Here is a 24,679-nt window from a genome sequence, read left to right on the forward strand (position 1 = left end):
ATGGGATTTTATGATAATATTGAAACTGGAAAATATTTTAAATGGCAGCTTTGTACTAGCCTTATGTTATGCAAAATAGAAGGGATGAGTTGAGATTGGGGAAATTGAAGAAATGGATTATTGTGCTCTCGGCATTGATGATTGTGTCTGCATCTGCAACAGCTGCTTCTGACACAATAAACAGATTTTTGTTCAAAGGAAAGCTTGTCATTAACAACAAATTAGCCAGTCTGAATCAGGATATATATAGCATTGACGGCAGTGTTTACGTTCCTATCAGAGCGCTTACCGAGAGTATGAAGGGATACATTAGCTATGATGCAAGCGATCAAACGATCTATGTGGAGCAGCAACTGGCATCCAACAAAAAATCTGTGCTGAATGATAAAATTGAGGATGATTCCTTCGCACTGCATATTTTCTCCAGCAAGGCAGAGTATGAGTATGGAGAGCCGATTGAAGTATGGGCAAGATTGTCTAATCACACCGAGCAGACTCACGATATTTCACATGGTGTATCATTAATTGAGTTTACTATTACAGATGAAGAAGGCTTTGCAAGCGTTGCATTAAATGGAGAAATGTATTTCAGCACATTTCAAGCCGGAGATGAGTTCAACTCAACTTTAATGCAGCAAGAATTTCTAATCTATAATCTCAACAAAAACGGATTGTTGGAAAAAGAAGAAGATCTTCGCGCTTATCTAAATAAAGCAGTCCGCCCTTCTGTTTTGCCAAAGGGCAATTATACGATTACGGCAAAGACAAAGTATTGGTTCGATAGTGAGGCTGTTGATCAAGCCAAGACGCTGGAGGTATCGATTCCGGTAAGTGTGAAATAATGGGTTGTTCTTTTAATCGATCGTTCAATTAGAATTCCTAACTGGTTATTAATAGTTGACCATGAGTAGCAGATTGCGTTGTGGTACTCATGGTCATTTTTTGAAGAATAAGTGCACTAGAAGTTAAGGGGATATACTCTATATATACAATTCTCCGTATTCTTCTATAAAATAAATAAGACAAGTATTAATGATGAACACAGCATGCTCTGTTTGAAGTGTATAATTTTGCAGTTCTCCTAGAGCAGAATAAATATCCTCATCCATGAGTTGCTTATTTGTTATATTTTCTAATTTATTGAGATGAAATTGAATAATAGTATTCCCTGTTTCAGCATCTATTTTTCTTAAATCAGTATAAACTGATCTAGAGCCGACCAGTTGTTTATATCTCCTAATATCTGTAAGTTGCACTTTCGAAGCTTGAAAATGATCAAAATTATTAACAATATCTTTATACGCTTCAACCATTGGATAATTAATGTATAGCTTCCCATTTTCAGTAGAATTATTAAAATGCAACAGTAGTTCTTTTACGACCTTAAAATCGAACAAGTTATCGTGCGGATCGAAATCAAATATTAACAAAATATCTGAAAAATCGGTTCTATTGAATTTATTGTTCTCCTCTAGCTTCAGGTATTCATTGATCACTAGGACGATATCAATTGCATCGTAGTCTATATGACCAGTATTAGTAGAATAGAATTGCTGTAAATGACGATGAAGTACATAGATGTTGGTTTCAAAAGAAACTATTTCAATATTGGAAATACTATAGAGACTATAAAAGTGCCTCATTAGCTTCTTTTCTGCTTGTGCGCCTTCAACAATTAATAGTACCTTTTTCGTCAATACCATCACTCACCAATCTCTTCGAATTCCCCAGCTTGGTAAAGCTTTTCTAAATTATGTCCTTCTCGAAGCTCTCTTTTTGTTGCATCAGCTAAAGTAACGCATTTACTTGCGGACGTTAAAATAAAATAACAATCCGGTCTCATTATTTTGTTACTCATTAAATCAGTATTATGTGTAGTCAGCATAATTTGCGTTTCTCTTCTTTGTTTAAATTGGTTTATAATTTGATCGGCTAGCGAGAAGTGTAAGTTGGCATCGACCTCATCAATAAATAAAAACGATATTTTATCAAGCTGATGAAATACTGTAAATATAGCTGTTAGGGCTCTTGTACCGCTTGAAGCATTTTTTACAAACTCTAACGGTTTTGGATAATCAAAATATAGATTGGCCTCTCCATCAGGCATCAAGTCTGATTTCAACTTAACTTGTACTCCCACGCTATTTAAAAATTTTTCCAACTCACTTACTAGATCATTTTCTAGTATCGTTTTAATTATGCCTGTGTTCAAAGTCAAAGGGCCACTAAAAGCATAGTTTTTATCAACTGTACGTAACATAGCCATTCCATTAACAAAATCATATAGAGATTGTAATGCGCTTAGCTCGATTAAATTCCCGTAGAAGAGAATAAATCGCAATAGAGGCGTTCCTGCTTGTCTAGATGAGAACTTTAGAGAGTCTAGTCCATCGTATTCAACTAGTTTTTCTATGTTTAGCAAGTTCTTTTTATAATCGCAATCAAATAGTGTAACTCCGTTTAAAATTAATGTCTCATGCGTTAGTTCAGTGCTAGATTTTTTTGAATAACTATAGGTTACTTCATCTTGATTAAACTTAAAGCTATATGAAAAAGTTGCTTCGTCCGATTCACTAAAAGCGTTAATAAATCCAGCTTGGTCTCCAAAACGAGGACTATCAACAATTAATGTAGAGCGAATATCCATTAAAGCATAGCCAAGATTGGATTTTCCGACAGCATTTTTCCCATAAACAATGGACTTGCTTATTATGTTATCAACAATACAGTTTTCATTGTATTTATAGTCGCGAACCCTGGAGAAATCAACCTCTAGTGCATGTTGAAATCTTCTGTAGTTGGATACAGTAAATTTCTTTAGCATGAACGTCACCTCCGTAATTTTTTTCCGACAACTCTTTATATCTTCAGTATACATTAAAACACGGAACTATATTCATTTGTAAAAAAATAGAATGTATTTATTTTTATAACATGTTACTTTGATCATGTAGTCAATAAGAGAGGAGAAGGTTTATGACATTAAAGGTTGAAGGAATGCCGTCGTACCGCATCGTATACGTAAGACAGGTTGGTCCGTATGGGCCTGCAAATGTTCAAGCGATGAATCAATTGAAGGAGTGGGCAGTGGAGCATGAGCTTATGCAATATGCATTGCTGTTTGGCGTCCCGCAGGATGATCCGGCAACGACTCCTCCGGATAGCTGCCGTTATGATGCTTGCATGGTTATTGAGGAGGAGTATAAGCTGGACGGCTCTATCGCTGAAGGCAGGCTTGCAGGGGGGCAGTATGCGGTATTCACAATTGAGCATACAGCAGAAGGAGTACAGCGTGCATGGAATGATATTTTTCCAGCACTGCAGACGTCGGGCTATCAGCTTGATCGTAAGCCGATTTTAGAAAGGTACAGCTATGAGATGCTGAGCCAAGGCTATTGTGAATTATGTGTCCCGATAAAAGTCGATAACTAGAAAAGGCGGCGGCATTAGAACGGTTGCGATGCGGCTGGAAAAGCAGTTATGATGAAGGAAATAGCTTTTGTCAATATGAGGTAGGGGAATGCTGCTTGAATAATATGTACGCTGTTTTTGAACAGTTTGGTCCGCCACAGCAAGTCGTCAAGCTGGGACAAAAAATAGCTTCTCCGCCGCAAGCACAACAGATTACAGTACGTATGCTGGCTCGTCCGATCAATCCTTCCGATCTAATTCCAATGCGAGGCGCCTATGCCCATCGCACACGACTGCCCTGCATACCCGGCTACGAAGGGGTTGGTATAGTGGAAGCGGTAGGGGCTGATGCTGATCCCAAGCTGCTTGGTCAGCGGGTGCTGCCATTGAGAGGCGAGGGCACTTGGCAGCAGCTGGTGACCTGTCCTGCACCATTCGCAGTGCCTGTTCCGGAGTGGCTCGATGATTGTACCGCAGCTCAGCTTTATATTAATCCTGTAACCGCTTGGGCTGTACTTACAAGCGAGCTGGAGCTTATGCCTGGCAGTACGATTGTGATGAACGCTGCAGGATCAGCCTTGGGCCGTCTCATTGCACAGCTATCGCGTTTGCTCGGTTACCGCTTTATTGCGGTAACGAGCAGCTCGATACAGGCGCAGGAGCTGCTGCGGCTAGGCGCAGCTTCTGTCCTGCAAACAGCGGATGAAGCGACATTAAAAGCGCAAATGCAGGAATTGACGAACGATGTCGGTGCAGATGCTGCCATTGATTGCATAGGGGGCGTCGCTGGCCATGCGCTTGCAGCTTGCTTGCGGCCAGGTGCTGTTTTTCTTTCTCTCGGCTTATTATCCGGTGAGTCTGTCAACTGGCAGCAGCTTCATCACCAGTTGCAGCTGCGGGGCAAGCTGTTTCATTTGCGGCATTGGAATCAACGAATTGCAACTGAGCAGTGGCAGGCTGCATTTCAGCACATTATCGCTTTGCTCGGCAGCAAGCAATTGGAGCTGCAGCAGCCAGCGGCAAGCTTCCCTTTGGCTGAAGTAAGAGAAGCGATTGCTTATGCCGAAGCGGGCACGAAGCAGTTGGGCAAGGTTATGCTGACGGGCTAGATTTTACGAAAGTTAAATATAAGGAAAGGGGCAGTAACGATGAAGAAGAATGCTTTGGGCCGTTCCGAGCTTATCGTTAGTGAGATTGGGCTTGGCTGCATGTCGCTGGGCACAGAGGAGCAGCAAGCGATCCGAATTATTGATGAGGCGCTTGATGCAGGTGTTAACTTTCTGGATACGGCGGATTTATATGATGGCGGGCGCAATGAGGAAATTGTCGGCAAAGCGCTGCGTGGCAAGCGCGACAAGGTCATTCTCGCTACCAAGGTGGGCAATCGTCGCATTGAAGGCCAGGAGGGCTGGGTATGGGATGCCTCCAAGTCATACATATTAAGCGCGGTGAAGCGCAGTCTGCAGCGACTGGGCACAGACTATATTGATTTATACCAATTGCATGGCGGTACGATCGAGGATCGAATTGACGAAACGATTGAAGCCTTTGAGCAGTTGAAGCAGGAAGGGGTTATTCGCGAATACGGAATTTCCTCGATTCGGCCAAATGTTATTCGTGAGTACGCTGCGCGCTCCTCGATTGTTAGCGTCATGAATCAATACAGCATCGTGGATCGCAGAGCGGAGGAAGAGGTGCTCGATTTGCTGCATCAGCAGCAAATTAGCGTCATAGCACGCGGACCGCTTGCCAGTGGTGCTTTGGCTAGTCAGCGTCAGCCGCAAAAGGCGGTGCTGGACTATGAGCTGCCTGCGTTAATCGAGTTAAGAGAGCAGCTGGAGCATATTTCTCCGAATTTAACGCAGCTCGCTATTCGCTATTCACTTAGCCATCCAGCAGTCGCTGTAGCGATTCCTGGCGCTCGCACATCTGAGCAGCTTCAACAAAACTTGGCTGCGGCCCAGCTGCCTCCGCTGACCGATGAACAGATTGGAGCGATTAGACAAGTGAGCAGGGCGAATCGATATACGGCCCATCGCTAATTTTCATATTAAAAGGTTGCTCCCGACCATTTCGTCAATTCAGACAGCGAAATAGTAGGAGCAACCTTTTATGATGCTTTTTATGAAGTTGGCACGCCTAATTGCTGCAGCTCAGCCAAAGCTTCAGCCGCATTTCTATCTGGATTGAGTCTGCCAATCAGCTCAGCGGTAATACGGCTTCCCGCATAAATTTGCTTGACGACATCAAGCTCGATTTCTGCTTCATAATAGCTTTCAGCCCATTCTGCATAATCCTCGGGCGTTTGGTACAAGTAACCGATAAGAAAATCAAATCCATCATCCCAGCCAGCAGGATTCTCTATGCTTCCAGCCTGCCACTCGGCATCGCCGGGCTCGCGCCATAAACAGAAGGTAACATCCTCCAGCTCCAACGCGTCCTCCTGCTCGATATAGCTGAACAGTGCTGACGGTACATGATCGTATATGCCTGGCCATACACCATATTCATCTCTTGCGTGAGGACTGAACGGAGATTCGTGATCGAAGCCTTTGATGAGCACGCCTTCACGCACAAAAATAATGTGCAAATTATCACCTGCACCGTTGCTTACCGTCGCCAGCTGGGCCTGTTCACTCCACTTTGCATCATATTGATACACTCTTAACCAATCCGTGTCGCACAAAATAATATCAAGCGCTGACAGTGTAAGCAATTGCTGCTTAAGCTGCTCAGGCTCTGGCAAAATAGAAAATCGACTATGATTCATGTGCTTCCCTCCCATTATGTTCATCATAGCATGAACAGATAGGAGGGCTTCAACTGTTCTAGCCCTGTTTACTCTTGCTCTTTTTGGCTAACAAATTCGTTGGGCACATCGCCGCCTTGCGGATTGTTGTTCTTAATCTGGCTTAAACGCCCATTACGGAATTCTCCGCCATGTACTTTGTTTTTACGTTGTTCATTGTTGTCTGTCCATTCATGGTCGTTATGAATATAGTCCTTGTCGCTCATGTCATGTTCTCCTTCCGTTTCGTACATCATCAAGTTAAGGATACATGGAATAACTTGTGTTGCCGGGCTGGAAATTATACATAATAGATAGAGCGGGACAGGAGCGATAGGAGCTGAATGATTTAGGATACGACCGTATAATTGCCATGCTCCATGCTGATTACATATTCAGGCTGCTGTGGCTTGCCTTCCTTCAATTTGGCGCGATGGCCAGCGATATGCTCGGGGCTCTTTTCCCAAGCCTTCCAGGCTTCTTCAGATTCCCAACGGATAATCATTACAACTTCTTCATCGCCGCGACGCGTTTGTTTGACAAGCAGCTCGCGACCGATAAAGCCTTCGCGCTGTTCAATAAGCGAAGGGCCATCGCCAGGCTTTTTCGTAAAGCGTTCCAAAATTTTATCTGAATTTCCTTCTGTCACAGTCCATTTGCGAATTTGTACGAACATCGCAATCCCTCCAATAGGTTAATTTGATCTATTGCGGAGCAGTCTCATTCGCGGCGGCTTGCTGCTGCTGTTTGCCGGACAAATTTAGCAGAACGACGCCACTAATAATGAAAATCAATCCCAATAGTTTAAGTATACTAAATAGCTCGCCCCAAAGTAAAATGCCAATAACAGCTGTTAGCGCAGTGCCGACGCCCGACCAAATCGCGTAGGCTAAGCCTAGCGACAACGTTTTGAGCGCGACTGACAAGGCATAGAAGGAAATACTAAAGCCGATTAGTACACCGATCGTAGGCAGAACATTGGATAAGCCATCAGATAATTTAAGCATCGTCGTTGCAAAAACTTCGGCGAGGATGGCTATCGTTAAGGCCGAATAATGCTTCATCCTGTTTTCCTCCATTCCCAATTAATGAGCACCGCTCAAGTTCAACACAATGACACCGCCAATAATAAGAATAATGCCTGCAAATTTGGTAGCGTTCATTTTTTCCTTGTAAAACAGAATGCCCACGATAGCGGTTAGCGCAGTGCCAAGCCCGGCCCAAATCGCATAAGCGACTCCGATTGGCAGTGTTTGCAGCGTCTTTGACAGCGCATAGAATGCTGCCACATAGCCGACGACAACTCCTAATGAAGGGAGCAGCTTCTTAAAGCCGGCGGAAGCCTTCAGCATAGAGCTGGCGAACACCTCGCTAATGATGGCGACCATCAGCAGCAAATAATGATTCATATATGTATCCTCCTGTCGAGCAAATCGTTCAGCCTTTATTGTATCGCTTGGTTGATATTGAATCAAACGAGTAAATATTTCTGCACAGATAGTTGATTCTCACGTAACGGTAGCATTTATAATTTGATTACAGCGCATTAGAGGAGGGATTGGATGTACACAATTGGACAGTTTTCCAAAAAAACAGGTGTGACGATACGCACGCTTCGTTTTTATGATGAGAAGGAGCTGCTTAAGCCGTCCTATCTATCTGCATCGGGTCGAAGATATTATAGTGATCAGGATTTGATCATATTGCAAAATATTTTGACATTCAAATACCTCGGCTACTCGCTCGATCATATCCGCGACATGCTGAACAGCCGCCAATGCAATCTGCATCAATCGCTACTTAGGCAAAAGGAGGAAATGCTGCTTAAAAAGGAGCAGCTTGAAAAAACGATCGCTACGCTGGAGCACGCGCTTGCGCTTTCGGAAAAACAGGAAAGCATTCATACGGACATCTTTCTTTCGCTCATCCATGGTTTGATTAAGGAGGAGGAGCAGAAGCAGTATTTGAAAAAGATGCTGCCAGAAACATTTGTCAATGATTTGTACAATTTCACGCGAGAAGAGCTGCTGGAGCAAAATAAACAGTTTATGGAATACGCGGTCAAGCTGCGCGAGGCCTATCATCAGCAGCTGCCAGATGAAGAGGTTTTCGCCATTGTGAATAATATGTTTGCCTTAGTGCCGGAGCATTTGATGAATCGCGCCATTGAATCAGCTTCAGAAATTGAGGAGCATTTGGAATTTGACGATTCCTTATTTATGACCCCGTTTACGAAGGAAGAGGAAAAATGGCTTGGCGGTATATTTGTAAAAATGAGCTTGCTTAATAAGGAGGAGAAACATGAAGGAACCTAATAAATTATTCAAGCTGATTCGCGAGGCCAATCCGCCGCGCTGGATGCTGGTTATCGCCGTAGTGCTCGGCATTATTGAGACGGCGTTTGGACTAGCAGTTCCGCTGCTGACGATGAATGTCATCAATTCGTTCGCGGACGGAGGGATGTCGCTGTTGTCCCTCATTTTAGTAGGATTTGCTTTGCTTTTGCAAGCAGCCGTATCCGGTATAGCCTTTTATATGATGACTGCGATTGGCGGCAAGGTAGTTGCTGCGATTCGCGAACGGATATGGAATCATGTGCTGTATTTGCGGCTTCCGTATTTCGACAAGCATGAGTCAGGCGAAACGATGAGTCGAATCACACAGGATACAAATGTAATCAAGGAGCTGATTACCTCCCATTTCATCACGTTTTTCAACGGCCTGCTGTCGGTTATAGGCTCAGTTGCAATTTTGCTGTGGATGGATTGGAAAATGACGCTGATGATGCTGATTGCGGTGCCTTTGTCGGTGGCGGTCATTATGCCGCTCGGGCAAAAGATGCATAATATATCACTTGCCAATCAGGACGATCTGGCGCGCTTCTCAGGCAATCTTGGCCGGGTGCTGACCAATATTCGCTTGGTTAGAGCCTATCAGGCAGAAAAGCTTGAGCAGAAGAAAGGGCAGGAGCAAATTTATAATTTGTACCGCTTTGGCCTAAAGGAAGCGAAAATAATGGCGCTGCTCTCGCCTATTATGACGCTCATTATTATGCTGGTGCTCATTTTGCTGTTTGGCTATGGCGGGGCGCAGGTTGCCAGAGGGGCGCTGTCGGCTGGCGCGCTGGTCGCGATTATGTTTTACTTGGTGCAAATCGTCGTGCCCTTCACGCAAATGGCGACGTTTTTCACTTCCTTTCAAAAGGCGCTGGGCGCTACTCAGCGGCTGCATGAAATATTGGAGCATCCGCTCGAGCCTGAAGGCACTGATGAGCTGCGCGTGAAAGAGAGTGATATTAAATTCGAGGATGTTGCCTTCAAGTATGAGGAGAAACAAATATTTGAAAAGCTGAGCTTAACGATTCCTGCTGGCAAAACGACGGCACTGGTTGGCGGCAGCGGCGGCGGCAAAACGACGATTTTTTCGATTATCGAACGCTTTTATGAGCCGACTGGCGGGAAGATATGGTTTGGCGATCAGCCGCTGCAGCATATTAAGCTGAGGCAATGGCGCAATCTGTTTGGCTATGTATCGCAGGAAAGTCCACTCATTAACGGAACGATTCGCGACAATGTTACTTATGGCGCTGACGATGCGAGCGATGAACAGGTCATAGCGGCTTTGAAAAAAGCCAACGCCTGGCAGTTTGTTAGTCAGCTTGAGGGCAGACTGGATTCGCAGGTTGGCGAGGCGGGTGTTAAGCTTTCGGGTGGTCAGCGTCAGCGAATCGCCATTGCCAGAGCGATTTTGCGCGATCCGAAAATATTGCTGCTGGATGAAGCGACCTCGAATTTAGATACGGAATCAGAAGGTTATGTACAGGAAGCGCTGCAGCAGGCGATGCAAGGACGGACGACGATCATTATTGCGCATCGGCTTTCGACCGTTACACATGCCGATCAATTAATTGTTCTGGAGAACGGAGTGATTACGGGCAAAGGAACGCATGAAGAGCTGCTGCGCCATCATGCGTATTATCAGAAGCTGGTAGCCCGTTCCACAGAAGCGATTGTCTAGCTCGGCAAGAGTGCTGCTGCATAGCCAGTATCATGCATGTGAAGCGTTGTGAGCGCGCTTGAGCAGCAGCTTGCTGAACAGGGAAGCGAGCACCTGCTGAAACAGCATGCCAAATACAACAGGCATCGCAACCTTGCTTGGAAAATAAGTTGTAGCCACGATGACGCCTAAAGCGATGTTGCGCATTCCTCCAGTATAGACAAAGGCTGCTGCTCGCGCATGATCCTTTATCATATAGCGCCCAATGAGCAGCGCAAATAAATAGCCTGAAACGGCAATAATCAGTACAAGCAGCAGCACCTTCGCCAACTGCCAATTGATCGTTTTCAGGTAAGGAGCGATTGCGCTGCTGTTGATGGCAACGACTGAAAATAAACAAAGCTTGGAAAAAGGAGCGAGCTTTTTGCCGATTTTTCGCGGTAGCGCTCCTTTCGTAAGCTCATTGGCTAGAACTCCCGCAACAGTAGGCAGCACAATCATTAGCAGCAAATCTACAATCAACGCCGCTGCATCCAGCTCTATTTTTTCGCCAGATACAATAAATAGCAGCAGCGGCATAAGCAACGGTGCAAGCAGTGTGTCAATCAGTATAATAGACAGCCCTAACGGCATATTTCCTTTGCAAATATGAATCCAGATCATGCTTGTCACCCCAGTTGGGACAGCAACAAAGACGGTGAAGCCAATCGTCAGCAAATGATCATTGAACGTTGCGCTCGCCAGAAAATAAGCCCAGAGCGGCATAAGCAAATGTAAAAATAAAATAGAGCCCAAAATTAGATAAGGATGCTTTTTAAATACGTGAATATCTTTAACCTGCATATTTAAACTGCCTGAAAACGTCATAAATGCAAACATCCACGTTACAAGAAATAATAGCTGATGTCCAACATGTTCGAATATAACACCGAGCACAAGGCTGAGCGGAGTTAAAACTGCGATATATTTTTGCAAAAACAGATTAAGTTTGTCCAGCATCATTAAGCCTTCTTTAATTAGTATCGTCTGTAGTGAACCATATGTATTGTAACATAATTTTAGATATAGGGACTTGGGTAACGACAAACCTTTATGCCAAGTAGTTGACAGCAGAAAATAGCTATGCTAATATTATCTCAAATTAAAGATATTATACTTTAAGATAATGTATGAAGCTGTTGCTGAATGCATAAGTTATAGCTATCTGAGTGTAAAATGGAAGCTTCAGCAAATTTATTTTTAGCAAATATCTTAAAATTAAGATAATAAATGGAGGGCTTAAAATGAATCAATTAAAAGGGATCCACCACGTTACGGCAATTACGAGCAGTGCAGAGAAAAATTATCAATTTTTTACGTATGTGCTTGGCATGCGGCTTGTTAAAAAGACGGTCAATCAGGACGATATTCAAACCTACCATTTGTTTTTTGCAGATGACAAAGGCTCAGCGGGTACAGATATGACATTTTTTGATTTCCCGGGCATTCCGCAGGGCACTCACGGCACAAATGAAATTTATAAAACAGCCTTTCGCGTACCATCAGATGCTGCACTCGACTATTCGATCAAGCGCTTTGACAAGTATGAGGTCAAGCATAACGGGATAGAGGAGCTTTTTGGCAAAAAGAGCATTTCCTTCGTTGATTTTGATGAGCAGCACTATATGCTGATTTCAGATGAGCATAATGAAGGAGTAGCATCAGGCACACCATGGCAGGACGGACCTGTGCCGCTTGAATATGCGATTACTGGCTTGGGGCCGATCCATATTCGTATCGCCAAAATCGACTACTTCAAAGAAATGCTGGAGAAAACGATGCTCATGCGCCAAGTAGCAAAGGAAGGATCGCTCTATTTGTACGAAGTAGGCGAGGGCGGCAACGGGGCTCAAGTTATTGTCGAGCATAACGTGGTCCTTCCGCCAGCGCGACAAGGCTACGGCACCGTCCATCACGCCGCTTTCCGCGTTGCAGATACAGAGGTGCTGCATGAGTGGATCGGTCATATGGAAGGCTTTGGCTTTCCAACCTCCGGCTATGTTGACCGCTTCTTCTTTGAGTCGTTATATGTACGGGTTGCGCCAGGCATTTTGTTTGAGTGGGCAACCGACGGACCGGGCTTTATGGGAGATGAGCCCTATGAAACGTTAGGCGAGAAGCTGTCGCTGCCGCCATTTTTGGAAGGCAAGCGCGAGCAAATTGAGAAGCTGGTAAGACCAATTGATACGGTGCGCAGCACGTTAAAGCTTGAAAAGGAATATTTGTAATGCAAGCAAAGGAGTGGAGAAAGATGAGCAAGCAAACAGCAGGCATTCACCATATTACCGCTATTGTCGGGCATCCGCAGGAAAATGTAGATTTCTATGCAGGAGTGCTGGGCTTGCGCCTCGTCAAAAAAACAGTCAACTTCGATGATCCAGGAACCTATCATCTATACTTTGGCAATGAAGGCGGCAAGCCAGGGACCATTATTACGTTTTTCCCATGGGCGAATGCCCGCTCTGGTACAATTGGCGATGGTCAGGTTGGTGTAACGAGCTACGCGATTCCGGAAGGCGCTATGCCATTTTGGAAGCAGCGCCTTACCTCGTTCAACATACCGTTCAGCGAATCAGAGCGTTTTGGCGAGCAAGTCGTGCAGTTCAACGATGTGCATGGCTTGCAGCTTGAGCTTGTGGAGCGTGCGGCAGGCGAGTCTAATTCGTGGACATTTGGCAAGATTGGCAAGGATACGGCTATTAAAGGGTTTGGTGGGGCTACTCTCTATTCCAGTCGGCCGCAGCATACAGCTGCTGTGTTAACTGAAGTCATGGGACTTGAACAGGTGGCAACTGAAGGAGACTTTACGAGATTCCGCTCAACTGCCGACATCGGCAATATGATCGATGTAAAAAATAGCACAGGCCAACGCGGAAGGATGGGCCCAGGCACAGTTCATCATATTGCATGGCGGGCTGTTGATGACAATGATCATCTTAGCTGGCAGGAGCATGTGATGCAGCAGCATTTGCATGTGACCGATGTTAAGGACCGCAACTACTTCAATGCGATTTATTTCCGTGAGCCAGGTGAAATATTGTTCGAGATTGCCACTGACCCGCCAGGCTTTGCCCATGATGAATCGCAGGCAACGATGGGTAGTCAGCTTATGCTTCCTCCGCAATACGAGCAATATCGTGATCGCTTGAATGCAATGCTTATTCCGATCGAGGTACGCGAATTGGATCGAGTCAGCTCCTGACATGCGTTCATATTTTATAATCAGCTCCTGCTTTAATCGTGCATTTTGCTGTACGATTAGAGCAGGAGCTTATGCTTGTTTACGACTGTTTTCACTGAACTCTACGGAGCGTGGATTGTTGGAGGCTGATAGCAGCGATTATGATATAGATGTTTGGAGGGAATGAGATGGATTGCAGTAAAGTTGGCCAGCTAATTTATAAGCTTCGCAAGGAAAAAGGGATGACGCAGAAGCAGCTGGCAGATCTTTTGAACATTAGCGACAAAACGGTATCAAAATGGGAGCGCGGAATGGGCTGCCCTGACGTAACACTGCTCGGGATGCTGTCTGGCATTTTGGGAGTGGAGATTGAGAAAATTTTAGCAGGTGAATTAAATCCAAATGATAAGGACAACGGAAATATGAAGCGAATCAAATTTTATGAGTGCACAAGCTGCGGCAACGTGATGACCAGCTCGGGCGAAGCGAGTCTATCCTGCTGCGGTAGAATATTAGAGCCGCTGCAGGCCCAACAGGCAGACAGTAAGCATCAAGTTACAGTCGAAACTGATGGGGAAGAGTATTTTATAACGCTGGAGCATGAGATGCTCAAGGAGCATTATATTTCGTTTGCGGCGCTCGTTACAGCTGACAGAGTACTGCTGATCAAGCTGTATCCAGAGCAATATGCTCAGTTCACAATGCCTAAATTGCGCCATAGTTCAGCGCTGTATGTCTATTGCACCAAGCATGGCTTATTCAAGTATGAGCCGTTGCATACGCTAGCGGTTGAGTTGTAGACAAGCAACATGCATTTCAGTTTTTTGTACGGGCATACTAACATTGATTCAGGCTCTGGTGGCAGCAGCCTATGTAACACTAGCAAGCCAAGGAGAGATGATAAGATGGCGGTATGCCCACTATGCAATGCCTTGCAGCAGCTTATTGCCTACTGCTCTAATTGCCAAGCGCAGTTGGAGGATTGCGGCAAGGTATCGGATTTTCTTGATCCCTATGGGCACTATAACGATGACGAAACTGTAAAAATGGGCGATGGCTACCCGGACACAGCAACTGGCTCCATTTGTCCGCATTTATTGGCATGCATGCAATGCGGCAGCGATGAGGTGCGATTTATACAACTTACTTAATTTCGTATAAAAACTTCCCTGATGCTTAACGAGCAGCGGGTAGTAGTTGGCAGGCGATACCGTTAAGGAAGAGCCAAGCACGATAAATAAGTCAGCACTCCGTGCCCGTTCAGCAGCTCCAAATGCTGCTCAGCCAGCGACTCGCCAAACAATACAATGCTTCGATCCGTTCGCGGTAAAATTAGACAAATGGCTAGCTAGTATTCTTCATATTCACCCCGATTTTTCTATCCTCGTTATCTATGCATACTAGACTCAAAAATCTCGTTCTATACAACCTCCTTTTCGACGTGACTCCCGCTTACTCATGTTTTTGCGCTAAACTAGGGCGTGTATGCAAACTCAGAAGGGAGCAGATTATACCGAATGTTCGTTCCATGCAAGGCGCTTTTTCGAAGGCGTACCGGGTGTACGTCAAGGAAAGGCAACGCAGCAGGGGGCGAAAAGGCGGTATAGGATGCCCCTAAGCGGGTTTGCATACACGCCCTAGTAAAAACTTCGCAATTCTAATCAAAAAAAGATTACGCTCCTGAGCTATGATGAAGAAGAGGTGAGCGAATGAAATACAGTAGAGCAACTCAGCAAACGATTCATTACATTGAAGAGCATTTGCATCATGAGCTGCTGCTTGATGATCTTGTACTGGCGGCTGGATATTCCAAATATCATTTGACTCGGATTTTCAAGCAGGAAACCGGAAAGTCCTTAAGCGAGTACATCCGTATGCGGCGCCTTGCAGTTGCTGCAATGCTGCTGCTTCATACCGAGCACTCGATATTGGATATCGCCTTGGAGCTGCATTTTCAGTCACAGGAGGCCTTTACGAGGTCATTTCGCGAGCTGTACGCAATGCCGCCAGGAAAATATCGCAAAATGATGAAATCAATATGGAGAACGGAGGAAGATTATATGGTACCAGCACAAGAAGTAAAAGGATGGTTTTTAAGCGGATCACATCCATGGAAATACAACTATGCAATTGATGAGAAGGTGTTTCACTCGGGCAATCGCTCAGGTGTATTGTATTCGATCGAAAGCGCCGATGAAGGAGAATTCGGCACGATGATGCAGAGCTTCCTTGCTGACGACTATAGAGGCAAACGATTGAAAATGTCATGCTACTTGAAATCGGAAAAGGCTCATAAATGTGCAGCATGGTGTCGTGTGGACAATGCAGCGGGCGACTCGATTCAATTTGACAATATGGACAACAGAGCGATTCTGGGCACTACGGATTGGAACTATTATACGATTGTGCTTGATGTGCCCGAGGAAAGCGACTCAATTCATTTCGGTGTGCTGCTTATTGGCAGCGGCAAAGTATGGGCTGACGGATTCAGCTTTGAGGTTGTCGATGAAAAAACACCGCTCACCAATATGGAAATTCAAAAAATTTTGCCGAAGCAGCCTGCCAATCTTGATTTTAGCGAATAGTTGTCCTGCATGGGATGGAGCTAGCCAAGAAAGCGAAGCTTACAGCGGCTCGGGCTCGCTCCATTCAACGGCAGAGAAACGAGTATGCAGCTTCCATATCAGCTCGGAACGGCTGTTCACTTCAATCTTAGCGAAAATCGCCTTCAAATGATCCTGTACTGTATGGCCGCTAATTGCCAGCTGGCTCGCGATTTGCTTGTTGGAGCTGCCCTTGAGCAGCTCATACACCATCTGCTGCTCACGCGGCGTTAGCCCATAAAGCTGCATCAGGTATGGCAGCATGCTTGCAGGTGAAGCTGACTGCATCGTGACCACGATTTGCTGCTGGGCAGCAGCATGAGGGTAGCTTGCATCAGCGGGCTGCAAATAAGCTGCTTTAATCGTCATAAAGCCTTCATTCTGCAGCGGAATAAACAGACTGTGCTGCTGCAGCCGATGATCGGCAAGCAGCTTGCTGCCAAGTGCTTGCAGCGGCTTAGGCAGCTGCTGCTCCATTAGCTGCTCAGCCTGCTGCAGCAAGCGCAGCAGCTTTTTGCCGCGTTCATTGCAGTAGAGCACCTGGAGTTGCCCTGACAGCAGCAGGAAGCCCTGCTCGCTCTCAGCAGTTTGTACCGATAATGCAGCACGATCATAATAATACTGCTTCAAAACTTCTCCCATAATAGGGACAAGCCACTCAAGCTGATGCTCGTCCGTTTCTGTAAAGATCGGCTGAGCAGCAGTTTTGCACTTGAAAAGCGTAAGAAAGCCCCAGCATTGTCCCTCATAAAATAGTGCAGCGCGCAGCTCATCGCTAAAGCCCCCAGGCTCAAGCAGCTCCGTATAGCGCTGATTAAGCTGCGGTTTACCTCCTGCTGCCTCGTTTAAACGGATGACATACCTATTGTTTCTTACCATTTCCTCATAGCTTAATTGATCAAGCTTGGCATACTCGGCTGCAAGCAGCTTGTCATGCATATGCTCAATTGCCGGAGCTGTTAAAGCTCCAGTCGATAGCAGCGTAAGCGGATCTGTTAAGGTAAAGCAGTATGCATCAAATTCAATTTGCTTTCTCATCGCCTCCAGCATAGCCAAGCGATAGCTTGCAGCATCCTGAGCTTGCCTGTGGCAGGCATTAGAAATGCTGCGCCAGTACGAACTGGCGGGAGTCTTCATGTTTATCTCTCCTTTATCCCCCGTATTTATGGGATGGCGAAAAAATGCCGCTTCATTATAATTGAGAATTATTATCAATTATATCATAAAACAAGTTAAAGGAAGAGGTCAATCATGAGAAGAAGCATCTTAATCGTGGGCGGTTATGGCAAGGTAGGCGGACATATCGCCAGGCAGCTATGCCACACGACGAACCATCACCTGATCATTGCTGGGCGCAGTCTGGAGAAAGCGAGCGCAAGCTGCCGGCTGTTAAATGGGAGGGCAGAGCCGCTGCAGCTTGAGTTGAAAGGTCCCGTTGATCCAGCATTGCTTAAGCGGGTTGCTGTTGTCATCATGTGCCATGAGCAATTAGATGTAAGCTTTGCCAAGCAATGTCTGGAGCTTGGCATACATTATGTAGACATTTCCGCAAGCTACTCGTGGCTGGCGCGGCTGGAGAAGCTGGATGAGGAAGCTCAAGCAAGCGGTGCAACAGCTGTGCTGAGCGTTGGCTTTGCGCCGGGGCTCACTAATTTGATGGCAGCACATGCTGCAAGGCAGCTTAAACGGGTGGACAAGCTTGAAATCGGCATATTGCTTGGCTTAGGCGAAGCGCATGGAGCTGCTGCAATAAAGTGGCTGTTCGAAGAGCTGCTGCAAAGCTTTGTGTTGGAGGGGCGCAGCGGCTCAAGAAAAATTCGCAGCTTTACAGAGCGTAGAAGCATGCTGTTTGCCCAGATCGGCAGGCGGAGCTGCTATCGCTTTAACTTTTCTGATCAGCATACGCTTTACGAGGCAAAGGCTGCCGCAGAGGTAGGAACGTATTTAGGCTTTGACGTGGAGTGGATGAATCGCATACTCGCATTGCTGCAGCGCATTAGAGCCACAGCTTTGCTGCGCAGTCGATTTGTCTCACAAGCATTAACAGCACTTGTGCAGAAGAAATCGTTCGGCAGCAGCGTATGTGCGATTCATGTAGATGCGACAGGCGAGGACAGCATGGGCAGCTCGGCCAAGGTTCAGCTAAGCTACACAGCCGAGCAGGAGGCGGTACAGACAGCTGCCATAGCAGCCAATGTTGCCGATCAGCTTATGTATGGAGGGTACCCAAGCGGAGTGCATCATATTGAGCAGTTGTTCGCTCTTCAAGCTCCGCTGCAGGCCGATCTTATCTCTTCACTAGCACTTATTGCGATACATGATATGAAGTTATAATGGCTGAATACTAGAAAGCGAGGAGCGCAGCGTAGGTGATACCTACGAGAGCACCTCCAATGTTTACTTTTGAACTTCCTCTAGCTTTCTTGTTCTTGCGTTGTCTCAATAAACGTACTGTCCTCCAGCTTGAATTGATTGTTTTCCAATCTGTAGCTTGTATCAAGCGTCCCGACAAATATGCCCGGCGATACCTGCAGCGATTGTGAAACGATCAGCCGATCATTTTCAATACGATAGGACGTCACCTTGCCTACAGCGGCCTCTTCAAACCACATGGCAGCCTCGTCAATCTGGAAAGCGAACGTATAGCTTTTCGAATTGAATTTAATCGTATATATTTGCTTGCCGTCCTTCTCTATGACACGGGAGGACAGCTTGTCTTTTAGATCCTTGTTCGGATTTGGCGCAGTAATTTCAGTAAAGTCCGTGCGCATAATATGAGCTTCAGTGTTGAGCACGCCTGTGCCATATCCTTTCGTCAGAAACAGAAAAATTTCATCCTTTCCGTCTCGATCCAAATCCGTCACAATAAGCTCGGGATAATAATCTGGATTGGCAACATTTTCCCACTGATAGGTTTTAGATTCATCACCGATATGGACCGTAATTGGAGCAACAAGCTCGTTGTTTTTTTGCTCAATGCCCGTAATCGAGATATTTTCTGCCGCCTGCTCCGCCAACACAATATGATCCTCTGCTTGTGTGACAGCCTGCTCGACATTGGCAGCGATGCCTTGCTTGTTCGCGCTATTATTGTTGGTTGCTTGCGTGCAGCCAAACAAAACAGCGCCGGACAAGCAAAAGAACAACGCTAGAACTGTATATTTTTTCAAGGACAAAAGCCCCTTTCTTTAATTCAAGATAATTCCACGATAGTTATGACGCCAAATGATCTGTAATGTTGCGAAAAGCGTGGCAAATTCGCGATTTTCAGAGTTACTATTGCTTTAATAGTTTTATGCATACACGATGGTAAGAGCATTGGCCGAACGCGGCTATCGCTTAGCTCTAGCTGCTGATGGCTTGGCGCCATGGATTGAGTGCGGATGATTATAGTCGTATTGGATAGTTGGCAATTATTTAAGCCGCGACGTAGGAGGGGCTAAACAGCTTGGCATAACAAGCGTGTTTATCGATTGGTCGCCGAGATAACCTAAATTGCCTGCGGATAAATGGAGCAGCCTGATTACATATTCACGAGCCGCTTGAACTTCTGAACATCGTTGAACAGCTTGGTCAAAGGCTAGCTCTTCCTTTAAGTTTACACAGTACTTGAGTGACTTGGCAATTCTTTTATCGCAAAGCAGCGATATTGTTAAGCATGCAGCCGTCTAAAAAGAGCGGCAGGTATCGAAAATTATCAATAACAACAAAGGAAGTTCAGATTGTCAGTTTTTACTGACTTTCTAAACTTCCCTTTTTCCTGGACTCGTTATTTAGCTGGATAACCAGATGAATTGAACATTATTGCAGCAGCATTATTCGCCGCGACCAGCTGCCGCTTCAACCTCGCTTAAGGAAATGCCAAGCGCTGTTGCAACACCCTCGCCGTAGGCAGGGTCAGCTTTATAGCAGTTGTTAATATGGCGCAGCTTCACTTCTTTCGTAGTGCCTTGCATATTGTCAGCCGTATTTTTGAACAGGCGTTGTTTTTCTTCGTCGGACAATAGGTTGAACAGCTTGCCTGGCTGCTCGTAGTAATTGTCATCATCCTCACGGAAATTCCAATGATCCGCTGCACCGAACAGATCAAGCGCCGGCTCTTGATGCTCTTTGCTGTCTTGATTGTCGCCGTAGCTGTTAGGAGAGTAAGGCACGCTCGGATTGTTTTGATAGACGCGTCCTGCGCCATCGCGATGGAATGGGCAGAAGTTGGCTACATTTTTCGGGTAGTTGACTGGAATTTGCCAGTAGTTGACGCCTAAACGATAGCGCTGAGCATCACCATAAGAGAATAGTCGCCCTTGCAGCATTTTGTCTGGCGAGAAGCCGATGCCTGGCACAATGCTTGCAGGCGAGAAGGCTGCTTGCTCAACGTCGATAAAGTAGTTTTCCGGATTGCGATTCAGTTCGACCTCGCCTACCTCGATCAACGGGAAATCTTTTTTATACCATACCTTCGTTAGATCAAACGGGTTGTATGGCATATTGTTCGCTTGCTCTTCCGTCATAACCTGGATATACATTTTCCATTTCGGGAAGTTTCCTTCTTCAATCGCGTTGAACAGATCGCGCTGATGCGATTCACGATCTTGACCAATTAGCTGAGCTGCTTCTTCGCTTGTCAGGTTTTTAATGCCTTGCTCGCTCAAGAAATGGAATTTTACCCACACGCGCTCATTGTCGGCATTATACAAGCTGAAGGTGTGGCTGCCGAACATATGCATGTTGCGGTAGGAAGCAGGAATTCCACGGTCACTCATAACGATCGTAACCTGATGCAGCGCCTCTGGTAGACTGGTCCAGAAATCCCAGTTAGCTTGCGGATTATGCATATTCGTTTTCGGGTCGCGTTTGACAACGTGGTTAAGATCCGGGAAACGCTTCGGATCGCGGAAGAAAAAGACAGGCGTGTTATTGCCTACAAGATCCCAGTTTCCTTCCTCAGTATAAAACTTGATCGCTGTACCGCGAATATCGCGCTCGGCATCAGCTGCACCGCGCTCGCCAGCTACTGTCGAAAAGCGGATGAACATGTCCGTTTTCTTGCCGACCTCTGAAAACAGTTTTGCTTTTGTATATTTCGTAATATCGTTCGTCACGGTAAATGTTCCGAAAGCACCGGAGCCTTTAGCATGCATACGACGCTCAGGAATGACTTCACGATCAAAATGCGCCAGCTTTTCAAGGAGCCATACATCTTGTAAAAGTACGGGTCCGCGAGGACCTGCCGTTAAAGAGTCATCATCGTTTGGCACAGGAGCACCAAAGGCTGTAGTTAGTTTTTTGTTGTTATCTACCATGCTAATCCCTCCCAGAATTTATAAATGAACTTATACTAAGTATTATATTATATTTAGTCTAAAAGTAAAATGAAGATATGATGAGAATTTGCTAAGGATATGATGAGTATTGAAATTTGCAGTAAAAGTACAGGGAAAAGAAAGCAAAATTGCAGTAAGGTGATTGATATAAAACGTGAAGAAGCAATATAAACGAGAAGGATTAGAGCAGCAGATTGTGCTGCAAATTTGGTGTAGAGGATATGGTAGTTCGAATTGTAGTTGGAATTGTAGTTCGTATAGTAGCTCGTATGGATATGTACGTATGCCTATACTATAACGCAAAAGTACAAGCGCTTCCATCAGAAATTTTGTAGAGAATTGTAGAATCAAGTCTTCCGGATTGTGGCAACCATTGTCAAGCGATTTTCGTCAAATAGGGTAAAAGGGGGAGATAAGTTTGACGATAAGTTTGAAAAAGCTGAGTATGCTTATGCTAGGCATGCTCATACTTTGCAGCTGCGACAGCAGAGGCTTGGCTAATCCGACCAAAGGCGTTCATCAAGCTTCAATTGACTGGGTAGATTTTGTTAAGCTGCAAGATAACCAATATCAAGGGCTGTATAACGCGGTAATTGGCGATCCGTCACTTGTAACGGAGAAGGTTGTTGGTGAGGTAGAGTTCAACGTAGCTAAAACCGTAACCAATCCTAGCTACCGTATTCAGCCTGGAGATGCGTCTTATCTCGACATTGGAATAAAGCTGTATGAGGTAGAAGGCTTCGAGCCGAATGAACTGATTGCAGCGGCTGATGAATATAGCATTAATGGCTATCGTTTGTATAGCTCGGATGATCATAGAGATAAAATGACCCGTATTTATTTTGACGATATTGCCAAGCATGAAATGAAAAAAATCGAATGGTACGATATAGAAAGCAGGGAGCTGGCTGTCAGCCTTGATGCTGAGGAGAGCAAAAAGCTGATTGAAAAGCTGCTGGCAGGCACGCCAAAGGACGATTACATTCCTCCGCAAACCTGTCTGGAGCCAACAAACTATCAAGTCGTCTTCTATTCTGGTGATCCGCTCGGATATTTCTTTACGCTTGTCGATGATGGAGAGCAATTGCTCTTTCACTCTGGAGATGCAATCAGATTGATTGATGATAGCATTCGAGACTGGCTGCAGCTGCCGCAGCAGGTGGATTGTGGCGTAGAATAAGAGCTTCTTGAGTCTAAATAAGCTGCGTGTATACGGAAGAAAAGGAGCAGGATATCATATGGCGCTTTATATTAAACGCATTTATGAGCCCGCATCAGAGGGCGATGGGATGAGAATTTTAGTTGACCGACTGTGGCCGAGAGGGCTATCCAAGGAAAGAGCGCAGCTGACGCTTTGGATGAAGGAGGTAACGCCAAGTCCTGCTTTGCGCACCTGGTTTGGTCATCGTCCGGAGCGATTTGCAGAATTTCGGGCAAGGTATGAAGCAGAGCTGGCCAGCCTTGAAGTACAGCCTTATTTGCACAAGCTGAAGCAATGGAGTGAAAAGGATGTTGTTACGCTGCTGTATGCTGCGAGGGACCCGAAAATCAATCATGCGATCATTTTGAAGCAGTACATTGAACAGTTGCTGATCTGAGACGGCTTCAAACGAATTTTCTTAGGATTGACATGAAACTGTTTATCAATTGTTGATTTTTTGTCCTGTTATTTCATATATAATAAAGAAAATACGATGATAAGGACATGGTTACATGATCAACGAAAAATTTCCAATACGGTTTTTCCGTTTGTTTGGCTTGCTGGATGGCATATCGTTGCTAGTATTGCTCTGTATCGCAATGCCTTTGAAATATTGGGCGGACATCCCGCTTGCAGTAACGATTGCGGGATCAGTTCACGGCGCGATCTTTGTGATCTATGCGATCTCAGTCGCAGTAGCGCAACTATTTATTCGCTGGAAGCTATATTGGAGCCTATTGGCGGCAGTTGTTGCCTTTGTTCCATTCGGCAATTTTGTGCTTGATCGCTATCTGAAAAAGCATGAGCACAAATTTATGGCGCAGCCGATTCCAATGCTCTGGATTGTGTACAGCATCATCTTTTTTACGTTTATAGATTTGTTCACCCAGCTCCCGGTTATGAGCACCTATGCGCAATCACTTGGTGCATCGCTAACCTTAGCCGGCTTTATTGTTGGGGCTTATTCGCTTTCCAATACAGGCGGCAATATATTGGCAGGTGTGTTAACCGATAAGCTTGGCGCATTTAAAGTACTGACAGCGGGCTTGATCGGTACGAGCGTGCTGCTTGTATGCTATCGTTTCATAGCTTCGCCTGAAGCGTTATTGGTATTGCGTTTTCTGCATGGCTTTATCGGAGGACTGATTGTGCCAGCTGCTTTTACCTTTGTTGCGAATCAAAGCAAGAAAAACAAGGAAGGCAGTCAAAATGCGGTAACTGGTGCTTTCGTCGGTATAGCGGCAATCATAGGCCCTGCATTTAGCGGCATTATGGCGGCGAGAACCTCTGCGCCGACTGTGTTTCTGGTCGTTGCTGTGTTTGGCTTGCTGCTGACGTTTGTTACTTTGTTCAGTCTGCGCAAAGTGAAATTTAAGCAAGATAAAAAGGCCGCGCTGCCGTTTCAATGGAATAAGCAGGTGATTGCCTCCTTTGTCGGAGCCTTCATGCTAATGTTCTCGCAGGGTGCGCTCGCCTATTTGCTGCCGCTTAGGGTCGCTCAATTTGGCTATGATTCAAGATTTAGCGGTACGCTGCTCAGCGTGTTTGGCCTTGTAGTCGTCTTTATTTTTGTCATGCGCACCAAATATATGTTTGACAAAATCGCTCCCCAGTATGGCTTGGCGCTAGGCCTGTCACTACTGGGCTTAAGTCAGCTGTTGCTGGGTATGGTTGATATAGTTGCCTTCTATTACGTTGTGCTTGCGATTTATGGCATTGGCTTTGCGTTTTTATTCCCTTCTATTAATGTGCTGCTGATGCGCGGCACAACGAATGAAAACCGCGGCAAGGCCTACGGCTATTTCTATGCATTCTTTTCACTTGGCGTAGTTGCGGGCTCTTCAGGACTTGGATTGCTGCAAATCAAGCTGGAAGGCTTGTTTCTTGTAACGAGTATATTGCTGGTTTGCGGAGCAGTGCTCATTTTTGCGATGAAAACAACTGTTGCTCAAAAGCAAAGCTATTCCAATAACTCTATGTAAAGGCAGTCGCCCAATTTCTTAACCTTTTCCGCTAGTGTGCATATATTTTTTGCGAGAACACACAATATATGCGATTACGACGATCACACCATAGCTTGCCCGGCGTATCTTAGCAGCAGGGCAGCATGGTCGAGTCGAAAAGCAGCATGAGGAGGTT

At 45.5% G+C, this 24,679-nt stretch carries 26 protein-coding genes and 1 pseudogene; 15 read left to right on the plus strand and 12 right to left on the minus strand.

The features are described from left to right. Positions 1-95: 95 nt before the first annotated feature. Complete coding sequence (locus KJS52_RS24320; RefSeq protein WP_213519888.1) at positions 96-842, plus strand: stalk domain-containing protein; 747 nt, start codon at positions 96-98, stop codon at positions 840-842. 138 nt (positions 843-980) lie between these two features. Here the strand turns inward: KJS52_RS24320 and KJS52_RS24325 are convergent, their stop codons facing one another. Beyond that, entirely contained in the window at positions 981-1,703 is a 723-nt protein-coding gene (locus KJS52_RS24325; RefSeq protein ID WP_213519889.1) for a hypothetical protein, read from the minus strand. Continuing rightward, complete coding sequence (locus tag KJS52_RS24330) at positions 1,703-2,824, minus strand: AAA family ATPase (protein ID WP_213519890.1); 1,122 nt, start codon at positions 2,822-2,824, stop codon at positions 1,703-1,705. Before KJS52_RS24330 ends, KJS52_RS24325 begins: the two co-directional genes overlap by 1 nt. A 152-nt stretch (positions 2,825-2,976) precedes the next feature. Here KJS52_RS24330 and KJS52_RS24335 point away from each other — a divergent pair, with 152 nt between their 5' ends. The 3 genes from KJS52_RS24335 to KJS52_RS24345 all read left to right on the plus strand — a co-directional run bounded on the left by KJS52_RS24335 (position 2,977) and on the right by KJS52_RS24345 (position 5,453). After that, positions 2,977-3,432, plus strand: coding sequence for an AraC family transcriptional regulator (locus KJS52_RS24335; protein WP_213519891.1), 456 nt, complete (start codon positions 2,977-2,979; stop codon positions 3,430-3,432). Between the two features lie 104 nt (positions 3,433-3,536). Next, a complete protein-coding gene (locus tag KJS52_RS24340) occupies positions 3,537-4,520 on the plus strand; it encodes a zinc-dependent alcohol dehydrogenase family protein (RefSeq protein WP_213519943.1) in 984 nt (327 codons plus the stop codon). Positions 4,521-4,559: 39 nt separating this feature from the next. Next, positions 4,560-5,453: an aldo/keto reductase gene (locus tag KJS52_RS24345; protein WP_213519892.1), complete on the plus strand. Its 894-nt coding sequence runs from the start codon at positions 4,560-4,562 to the stop codon at positions 5,451-5,453. A gap of 80 nt (positions 5,454-5,533) precedes the next feature. Here the strand turns inward: KJS52_RS24345 and KJS52_RS24350 are convergent, their stop codons facing one another. The 5 genes from KJS52_RS24350 to KJS52_RS24370 all read right to left on the minus strand — a co-directional run bounded on the left by KJS52_RS24350 (position 5,534) and on the right by KJS52_RS24370 (position 7,608). Next, positions 5,534-6,181 (minus strand): hypothetical protein, encoded by a 648-nt coding sequence (locus KJS52_RS24350; protein ID WP_213519893.1) that lies wholly within the window; start codon positions 6,179-6,181, stop codon positions 5,534-5,536. 68 nt (positions 6,182-6,249) lie between these two features. Next, complete coding sequence (locus tag KJS52_RS24355) at positions 6,250-6,426, minus strand: hypothetical protein (RefSeq protein WP_213519894.1); 177 nt, start codon at positions 6,424-6,426, stop codon at positions 6,250-6,252. A 122-nt stretch (positions 6,427-6,548) separates the two neighbouring features. After that, a complete protein-coding gene (locus tag KJS52_RS24360) occupies positions 6,549-6,875 on the minus strand; it encodes an antibiotic biosynthesis monooxygenase family protein (protein ID WP_213519895.1) in 327 nt (108 codons plus the stop codon). A gap of 28 nt (positions 6,876-6,903) precedes the next feature. Continuing rightward, positions 6,904-7,263 carry a DMT family transporter gene (locus KJS52_RS24365; protein WP_213519896.1) on the minus strand — a complete coding sequence of 120 codons (360 nt, stop codon included), beginning with the start codon at positions 7,261-7,263 and terminating at the stop codon, positions 6,904-6,906. A gap of 21 nt (positions 7,264-7,284) precedes the next feature. After that, positions 7,285-7,608: a DMT family transporter gene (locus KJS52_RS24370; RefSeq protein ID WP_213519897.1), complete on the minus strand. Its 324-nt coding sequence runs from the start codon at positions 7,606-7,608 to the stop codon at positions 7,285-7,287. Between the two features lie 153 nt (positions 7,609-7,761). On the opposite strand from KJS52_RS24370, the gene KJS52_RS24375 reads away from it, so the two are divergent. Both KJS52_RS24375 and KJS52_RS24380 read left to right on the plus strand, forming a co-directional pair. After that, positions 7,762-8,514 (plus strand): MerR family transcriptional regulator, encoded by a 753-nt coding sequence (locus KJS52_RS24375; protein WP_213519898.1) that lies wholly within the window; start codon positions 7,762-7,764, stop codon positions 8,512-8,514. Then, a complete protein-coding gene (locus KJS52_RS24380; protein ID WP_213519899.1) occupies positions 8,501-10,216 on the plus strand; it encodes an ABC transporter ATP-binding protein in 1,716 nt (571 codons plus the stop codon). Before KJS52_RS24375 ends, KJS52_RS24380 begins: the two co-directional genes overlap by 14 nt. A gap of 30 nt (positions 10,217-10,246) precedes the next feature. Here KJS52_RS24380 and KJS52_RS24385 read toward each other — a convergent pair whose 3' ends face one another. After that, entirely contained in the window at positions 10,247-11,194 is a 948-nt protein-coding gene (locus KJS52_RS24385; RefSeq protein WP_213519900.1) for a bile acid:sodium symporter family protein, read from the minus strand. 284 nt (positions 11,195-11,478) lie between these two features. On the opposite strand from KJS52_RS24385, the gene KJS52_RS24390 reads away from it, so the two are divergent. From KJS52_RS24390 to KJS52_RS24405, 4 genes are all read left to right on the plus strand, one after another. Further along, complete coding sequence (locus KJS52_RS24390) at positions 11,479-12,462, plus strand: ring-cleaving dioxygenase (RefSeq protein ID WP_213519901.1); 984 nt, start codon at positions 11,479-11,481, stop codon at positions 12,460-12,462. Between the two features lie 23 nt (positions 12,463-12,485). Continuing rightward, entirely contained in the window at positions 12,486-13,436 is a 951-nt protein-coding gene (locus KJS52_RS24395; protein ID WP_213519902.1) for a ring-cleaving dioxygenase, read from the plus strand. 167 nt (positions 13,437-13,603) lie between these two features. Continuing rightward, positions 13,604-14,215: a helix-turn-helix domain-containing protein gene (locus KJS52_RS24400; protein ID WP_213519903.1), complete on the plus strand. Its 612-nt coding sequence runs from the start codon at positions 13,604-13,606 to the stop codon at positions 14,213-14,215. Positions 14,216-14,320: 105 nt separating this feature from the next. Next, the gene (locus KJS52_RS24405) at positions 14,321-14,566 is read left to right on the plus strand and encodes a hypothetical protein (RefSeq protein WP_213519904.1); all 246 of its coding nucleotides are present in this window, start codon (positions 14,321-14,323) and stop codon (positions 14,564-14,566) included. Between the two features lie 12 nt (positions 14,567-14,578). Here the strand turns inward: KJS52_RS24405 and KJS52_RS27560 are convergent. Next, positions 14,579-14,727: pseudogene (locus KJS52_RS27560) on the minus strand (Sir2 family NAD-dependent protein deacetylase); the annotation flags it as partial. Positions 14,728-15,124: 397 nt separating this feature from the next. Between KJS52_RS27560 and KJS52_RS24410 the strand changes: the two are divergent. Then, complete coding sequence (locus KJS52_RS24410; RefSeq protein ID WP_213519905.1) at positions 15,125-16,000, plus strand: helix-turn-helix transcriptional regulator; 876 nt, start codon at positions 15,125-15,127, stop codon at positions 15,998-16,000. Between the two features lie 39 nt (positions 16,001-16,039). On the opposite strand, the gene KJS52_RS24415 is transcribed toward KJS52_RS24410, so the two are convergent. After that, positions 16,040-17,155 carry a helix-turn-helix transcriptional regulator gene (locus tag KJS52_RS24415; RefSeq protein ID WP_213519906.1) on the minus strand — a complete coding sequence of 372 codons (1,116 nt, stop codon included), beginning with the start codon at positions 17,153-17,155 and terminating at the stop codon, positions 16,040-16,042. A gap of 114 nt (positions 17,156-17,269) precedes the next feature. Between KJS52_RS24415 and KJS52_RS24420 the strand changes: the two genes are divergently transcribed. After that, entirely contained in the window at positions 17,270-18,352 is a 1,083-nt protein-coding gene (locus KJS52_RS24420) for a saccharopine dehydrogenase family protein (RefSeq protein ID WP_213519907.1), read from the plus strand. Between the two features lie 80 nt (positions 18,353-18,432). Here KJS52_RS24420 and KJS52_RS24425 read toward each other — a convergent pair whose 3' ends face one another. Beyond that, positions 18,433-19,188, minus strand: a complete 756-nt coding sequence (locus KJS52_RS24425) for a hypothetical protein (protein ID WP_213519908.1) — start codon at positions 19,186-19,188, stop codon at positions 18,433-18,435. A gap of 645 nt (positions 19,189-19,833) precedes the next feature. Then, a complete protein-coding gene (locus tag KJS52_RS24430) occupies positions 19,834-21,318 on the minus strand; it encodes a catalase (RefSeq protein WP_213519909.1) in 1,485 nt (494 codons plus the stop codon). A gap of 439 nt (positions 21,319-21,757) precedes the next feature. Here KJS52_RS24430 and KJS52_RS24435 point away from each other — a divergent pair, with 439 nt between their 5' ends. From KJS52_RS24435 to KJS52_RS24445, 3 genes are all read left to right on the plus strand, one after another. Continuing rightward, positions 21,758-22,519 carry a hypothetical protein gene (locus KJS52_RS24435; protein WP_213519910.1) on the plus strand — a complete coding sequence of 254 codons (762 nt, stop codon included), beginning with the start codon at positions 21,758-21,760 and terminating at the stop codon, positions 22,517-22,519. A gap of 7 nt (positions 22,520-22,526) precedes the next feature. After that, the gene (locus tag KJS52_RS24440) at positions 22,527-22,937 is read left to right on the plus strand and encodes a DUF488 domain-containing protein (protein WP_246563915.1); all 411 of its coding nucleotides are present in this window, start codon (positions 22,527-22,529) and stop codon (positions 22,935-22,937) included. Between the two features lie 115 nt (positions 22,938-23,052). After that, the gene (locus tag KJS52_RS24445; RefSeq protein ID WP_213519911.1) at positions 23,053-24,522 is read left to right on the plus strand and encodes an MFS transporter; all 1,470 of its coding nucleotides are present in this window, start codon (positions 23,053-23,055) and stop codon (positions 24,520-24,522) included. The last annotated feature ends 157 nt before the right edge of the window (positions 24,523-24,679 follow it).

This window comes from Paenibacillus montaniterrae (genome assembly GCF_018403185.1).
Taxonomy (GTDB): Bacteria; Bacillota; Bacilli; order Paenibacillales; family Paenibacillaceae; genus Pristimantibacillus; species Pristimantibacillus montaniterrae.

Coding starts and splice junctions, on each gene's coding strand:
- KJS52_RS24325 (WP_213519889.1), bottom strand. CDS start 1,703: ATGGTATTGACGAAAAAGGTACTATTAATTGTTGAAGGCGCACAAGCA.
- KJS52_RS24330 (WP_213519890.1), bottom strand. CDS start 2,824: ATGCTAAAGAAATTTACTGTATCCAACTACAGAAGATTTCAACATGCA.
- KJS52_RS24335 (WP_213519891.1), top strand. CDS start 2,977: ATGACATTAAAGGTTGAAGGAATGCCGTCGTACCGCATCGTATACGTA.
- KJS52_RS24340 (WP_213519943.1), top strand. CDS start 3,537: ATGTACGCTGTTTTTGAACAGTTTGGTCCGCCACAGCAAGTCGTCAAG.
- KJS52_RS24345 (WP_213519892.1), top strand. CDS start 4,560: ATGAAGAAGAATGCTTTGGGCCGTTCCGAGCTTATCGTTAGTGAGATT.
- KJS52_RS24350 (WP_213519893.1), bottom strand. CDS start 6,181: ATGAATCATAGTCGATTTTCTATTTTGCCAGAGCCTGAGCAGCTTAAG.
- KJS52_RS24355 (WP_213519894.1), bottom strand. CDS start 6,426: ATGAGCGACAAGGACTATATTCATAACGACCATGAATGGACAGACAAC.
- KJS52_RS24360 (WP_213519895.1), bottom strand. CDS start 6,875: ATGTTCGTACAAATTCGCAAATGGACTGTGACAGAAGGAAATTCAGAT.
- KJS52_RS24365 (WP_213519896.1), bottom strand. CDS start 7,263: ATGAAGCATTATTCGGCCTTAACGATAGCCATCCTCGCCGAAGTTTTT.
- KJS52_RS24370 (WP_213519897.1), bottom strand. CDS start 7,608: ATGAATCATTATTTGCTGCTGATGGTCGCCATCATTAGCGAGGTGTTC.
- KJS52_RS24375 (WP_213519898.1), top strand. CDS start 7,762: ATGTACACAATTGGACAGTTTTCCAAAAAAACAGGTGTGACGATACGC.
- KJS52_RS24380 (WP_213519899.1), top strand. CDS start 8,501: ATGAAGGAACCTAATAAATTATTCAAGCTGATTCGCGAGGCCAATCCG.
- KJS52_RS24385 (WP_213519900.1), bottom strand. CDS start 11,194: ATGCTGGACAAACTTAATCTGTTTTTGCAAAAATATATCGCAGTTTTA.
- KJS52_RS24390 (WP_213519901.1), top strand. CDS start 11,479: ATGAATCAATTAAAAGGGATCCACCACGTTACGGCAATTACGAGCAGT.
- KJS52_RS24395 (WP_213519902.1), top strand. CDS start 12,486: ATGAGCAAGCAAACAGCAGGCATTCACCATATTACCGCTATTGTCGGG.
- KJS52_RS24400 (WP_213519903.1), top strand. CDS start 13,604: ATGGATTGCAGTAAAGTTGGCCAGCTAATTTATAAGCTTCGCAAGGAA.
- KJS52_RS24405 (WP_213519904.1), top strand. CDS start 14,321: ATGGCGGTATGCCCACTATGCAATGCCTTGCAGCAGCTTATTGCCTAC.
- KJS52_RS24410 (WP_213519905.1), top strand. CDS start 15,125: ATGAAATACAGTAGAGCAACTCAGCAAACGATTCATTACATTGAAGAG.
- KJS52_RS24415 (WP_213519906.1), bottom strand. CDS start 17,155: ATGAAGACTCCCGCCAGTTCGTACTGGCGCAGCATTTCTAATGCCTGC.
- KJS52_RS24420 (WP_213519907.1), top strand. CDS start 17,270: ATGAGAAGAAGCATCTTAATCGTGGGCGGTTATGGCAAGGTAGGCGGA.
- KJS52_RS24430 (WP_213519909.1), bottom strand. CDS start 21,318: ATGGTAGATAACAACAAAAAACTAACTACAGCCTTTGGTGCTCCTGTG.
- KJS52_RS24445 (WP_213519911.1), top strand. CDS start 23,053: ATGATCAACGAAAAATTTCCAATACGGTTTTTCCGTTTGTTTGGCTTG.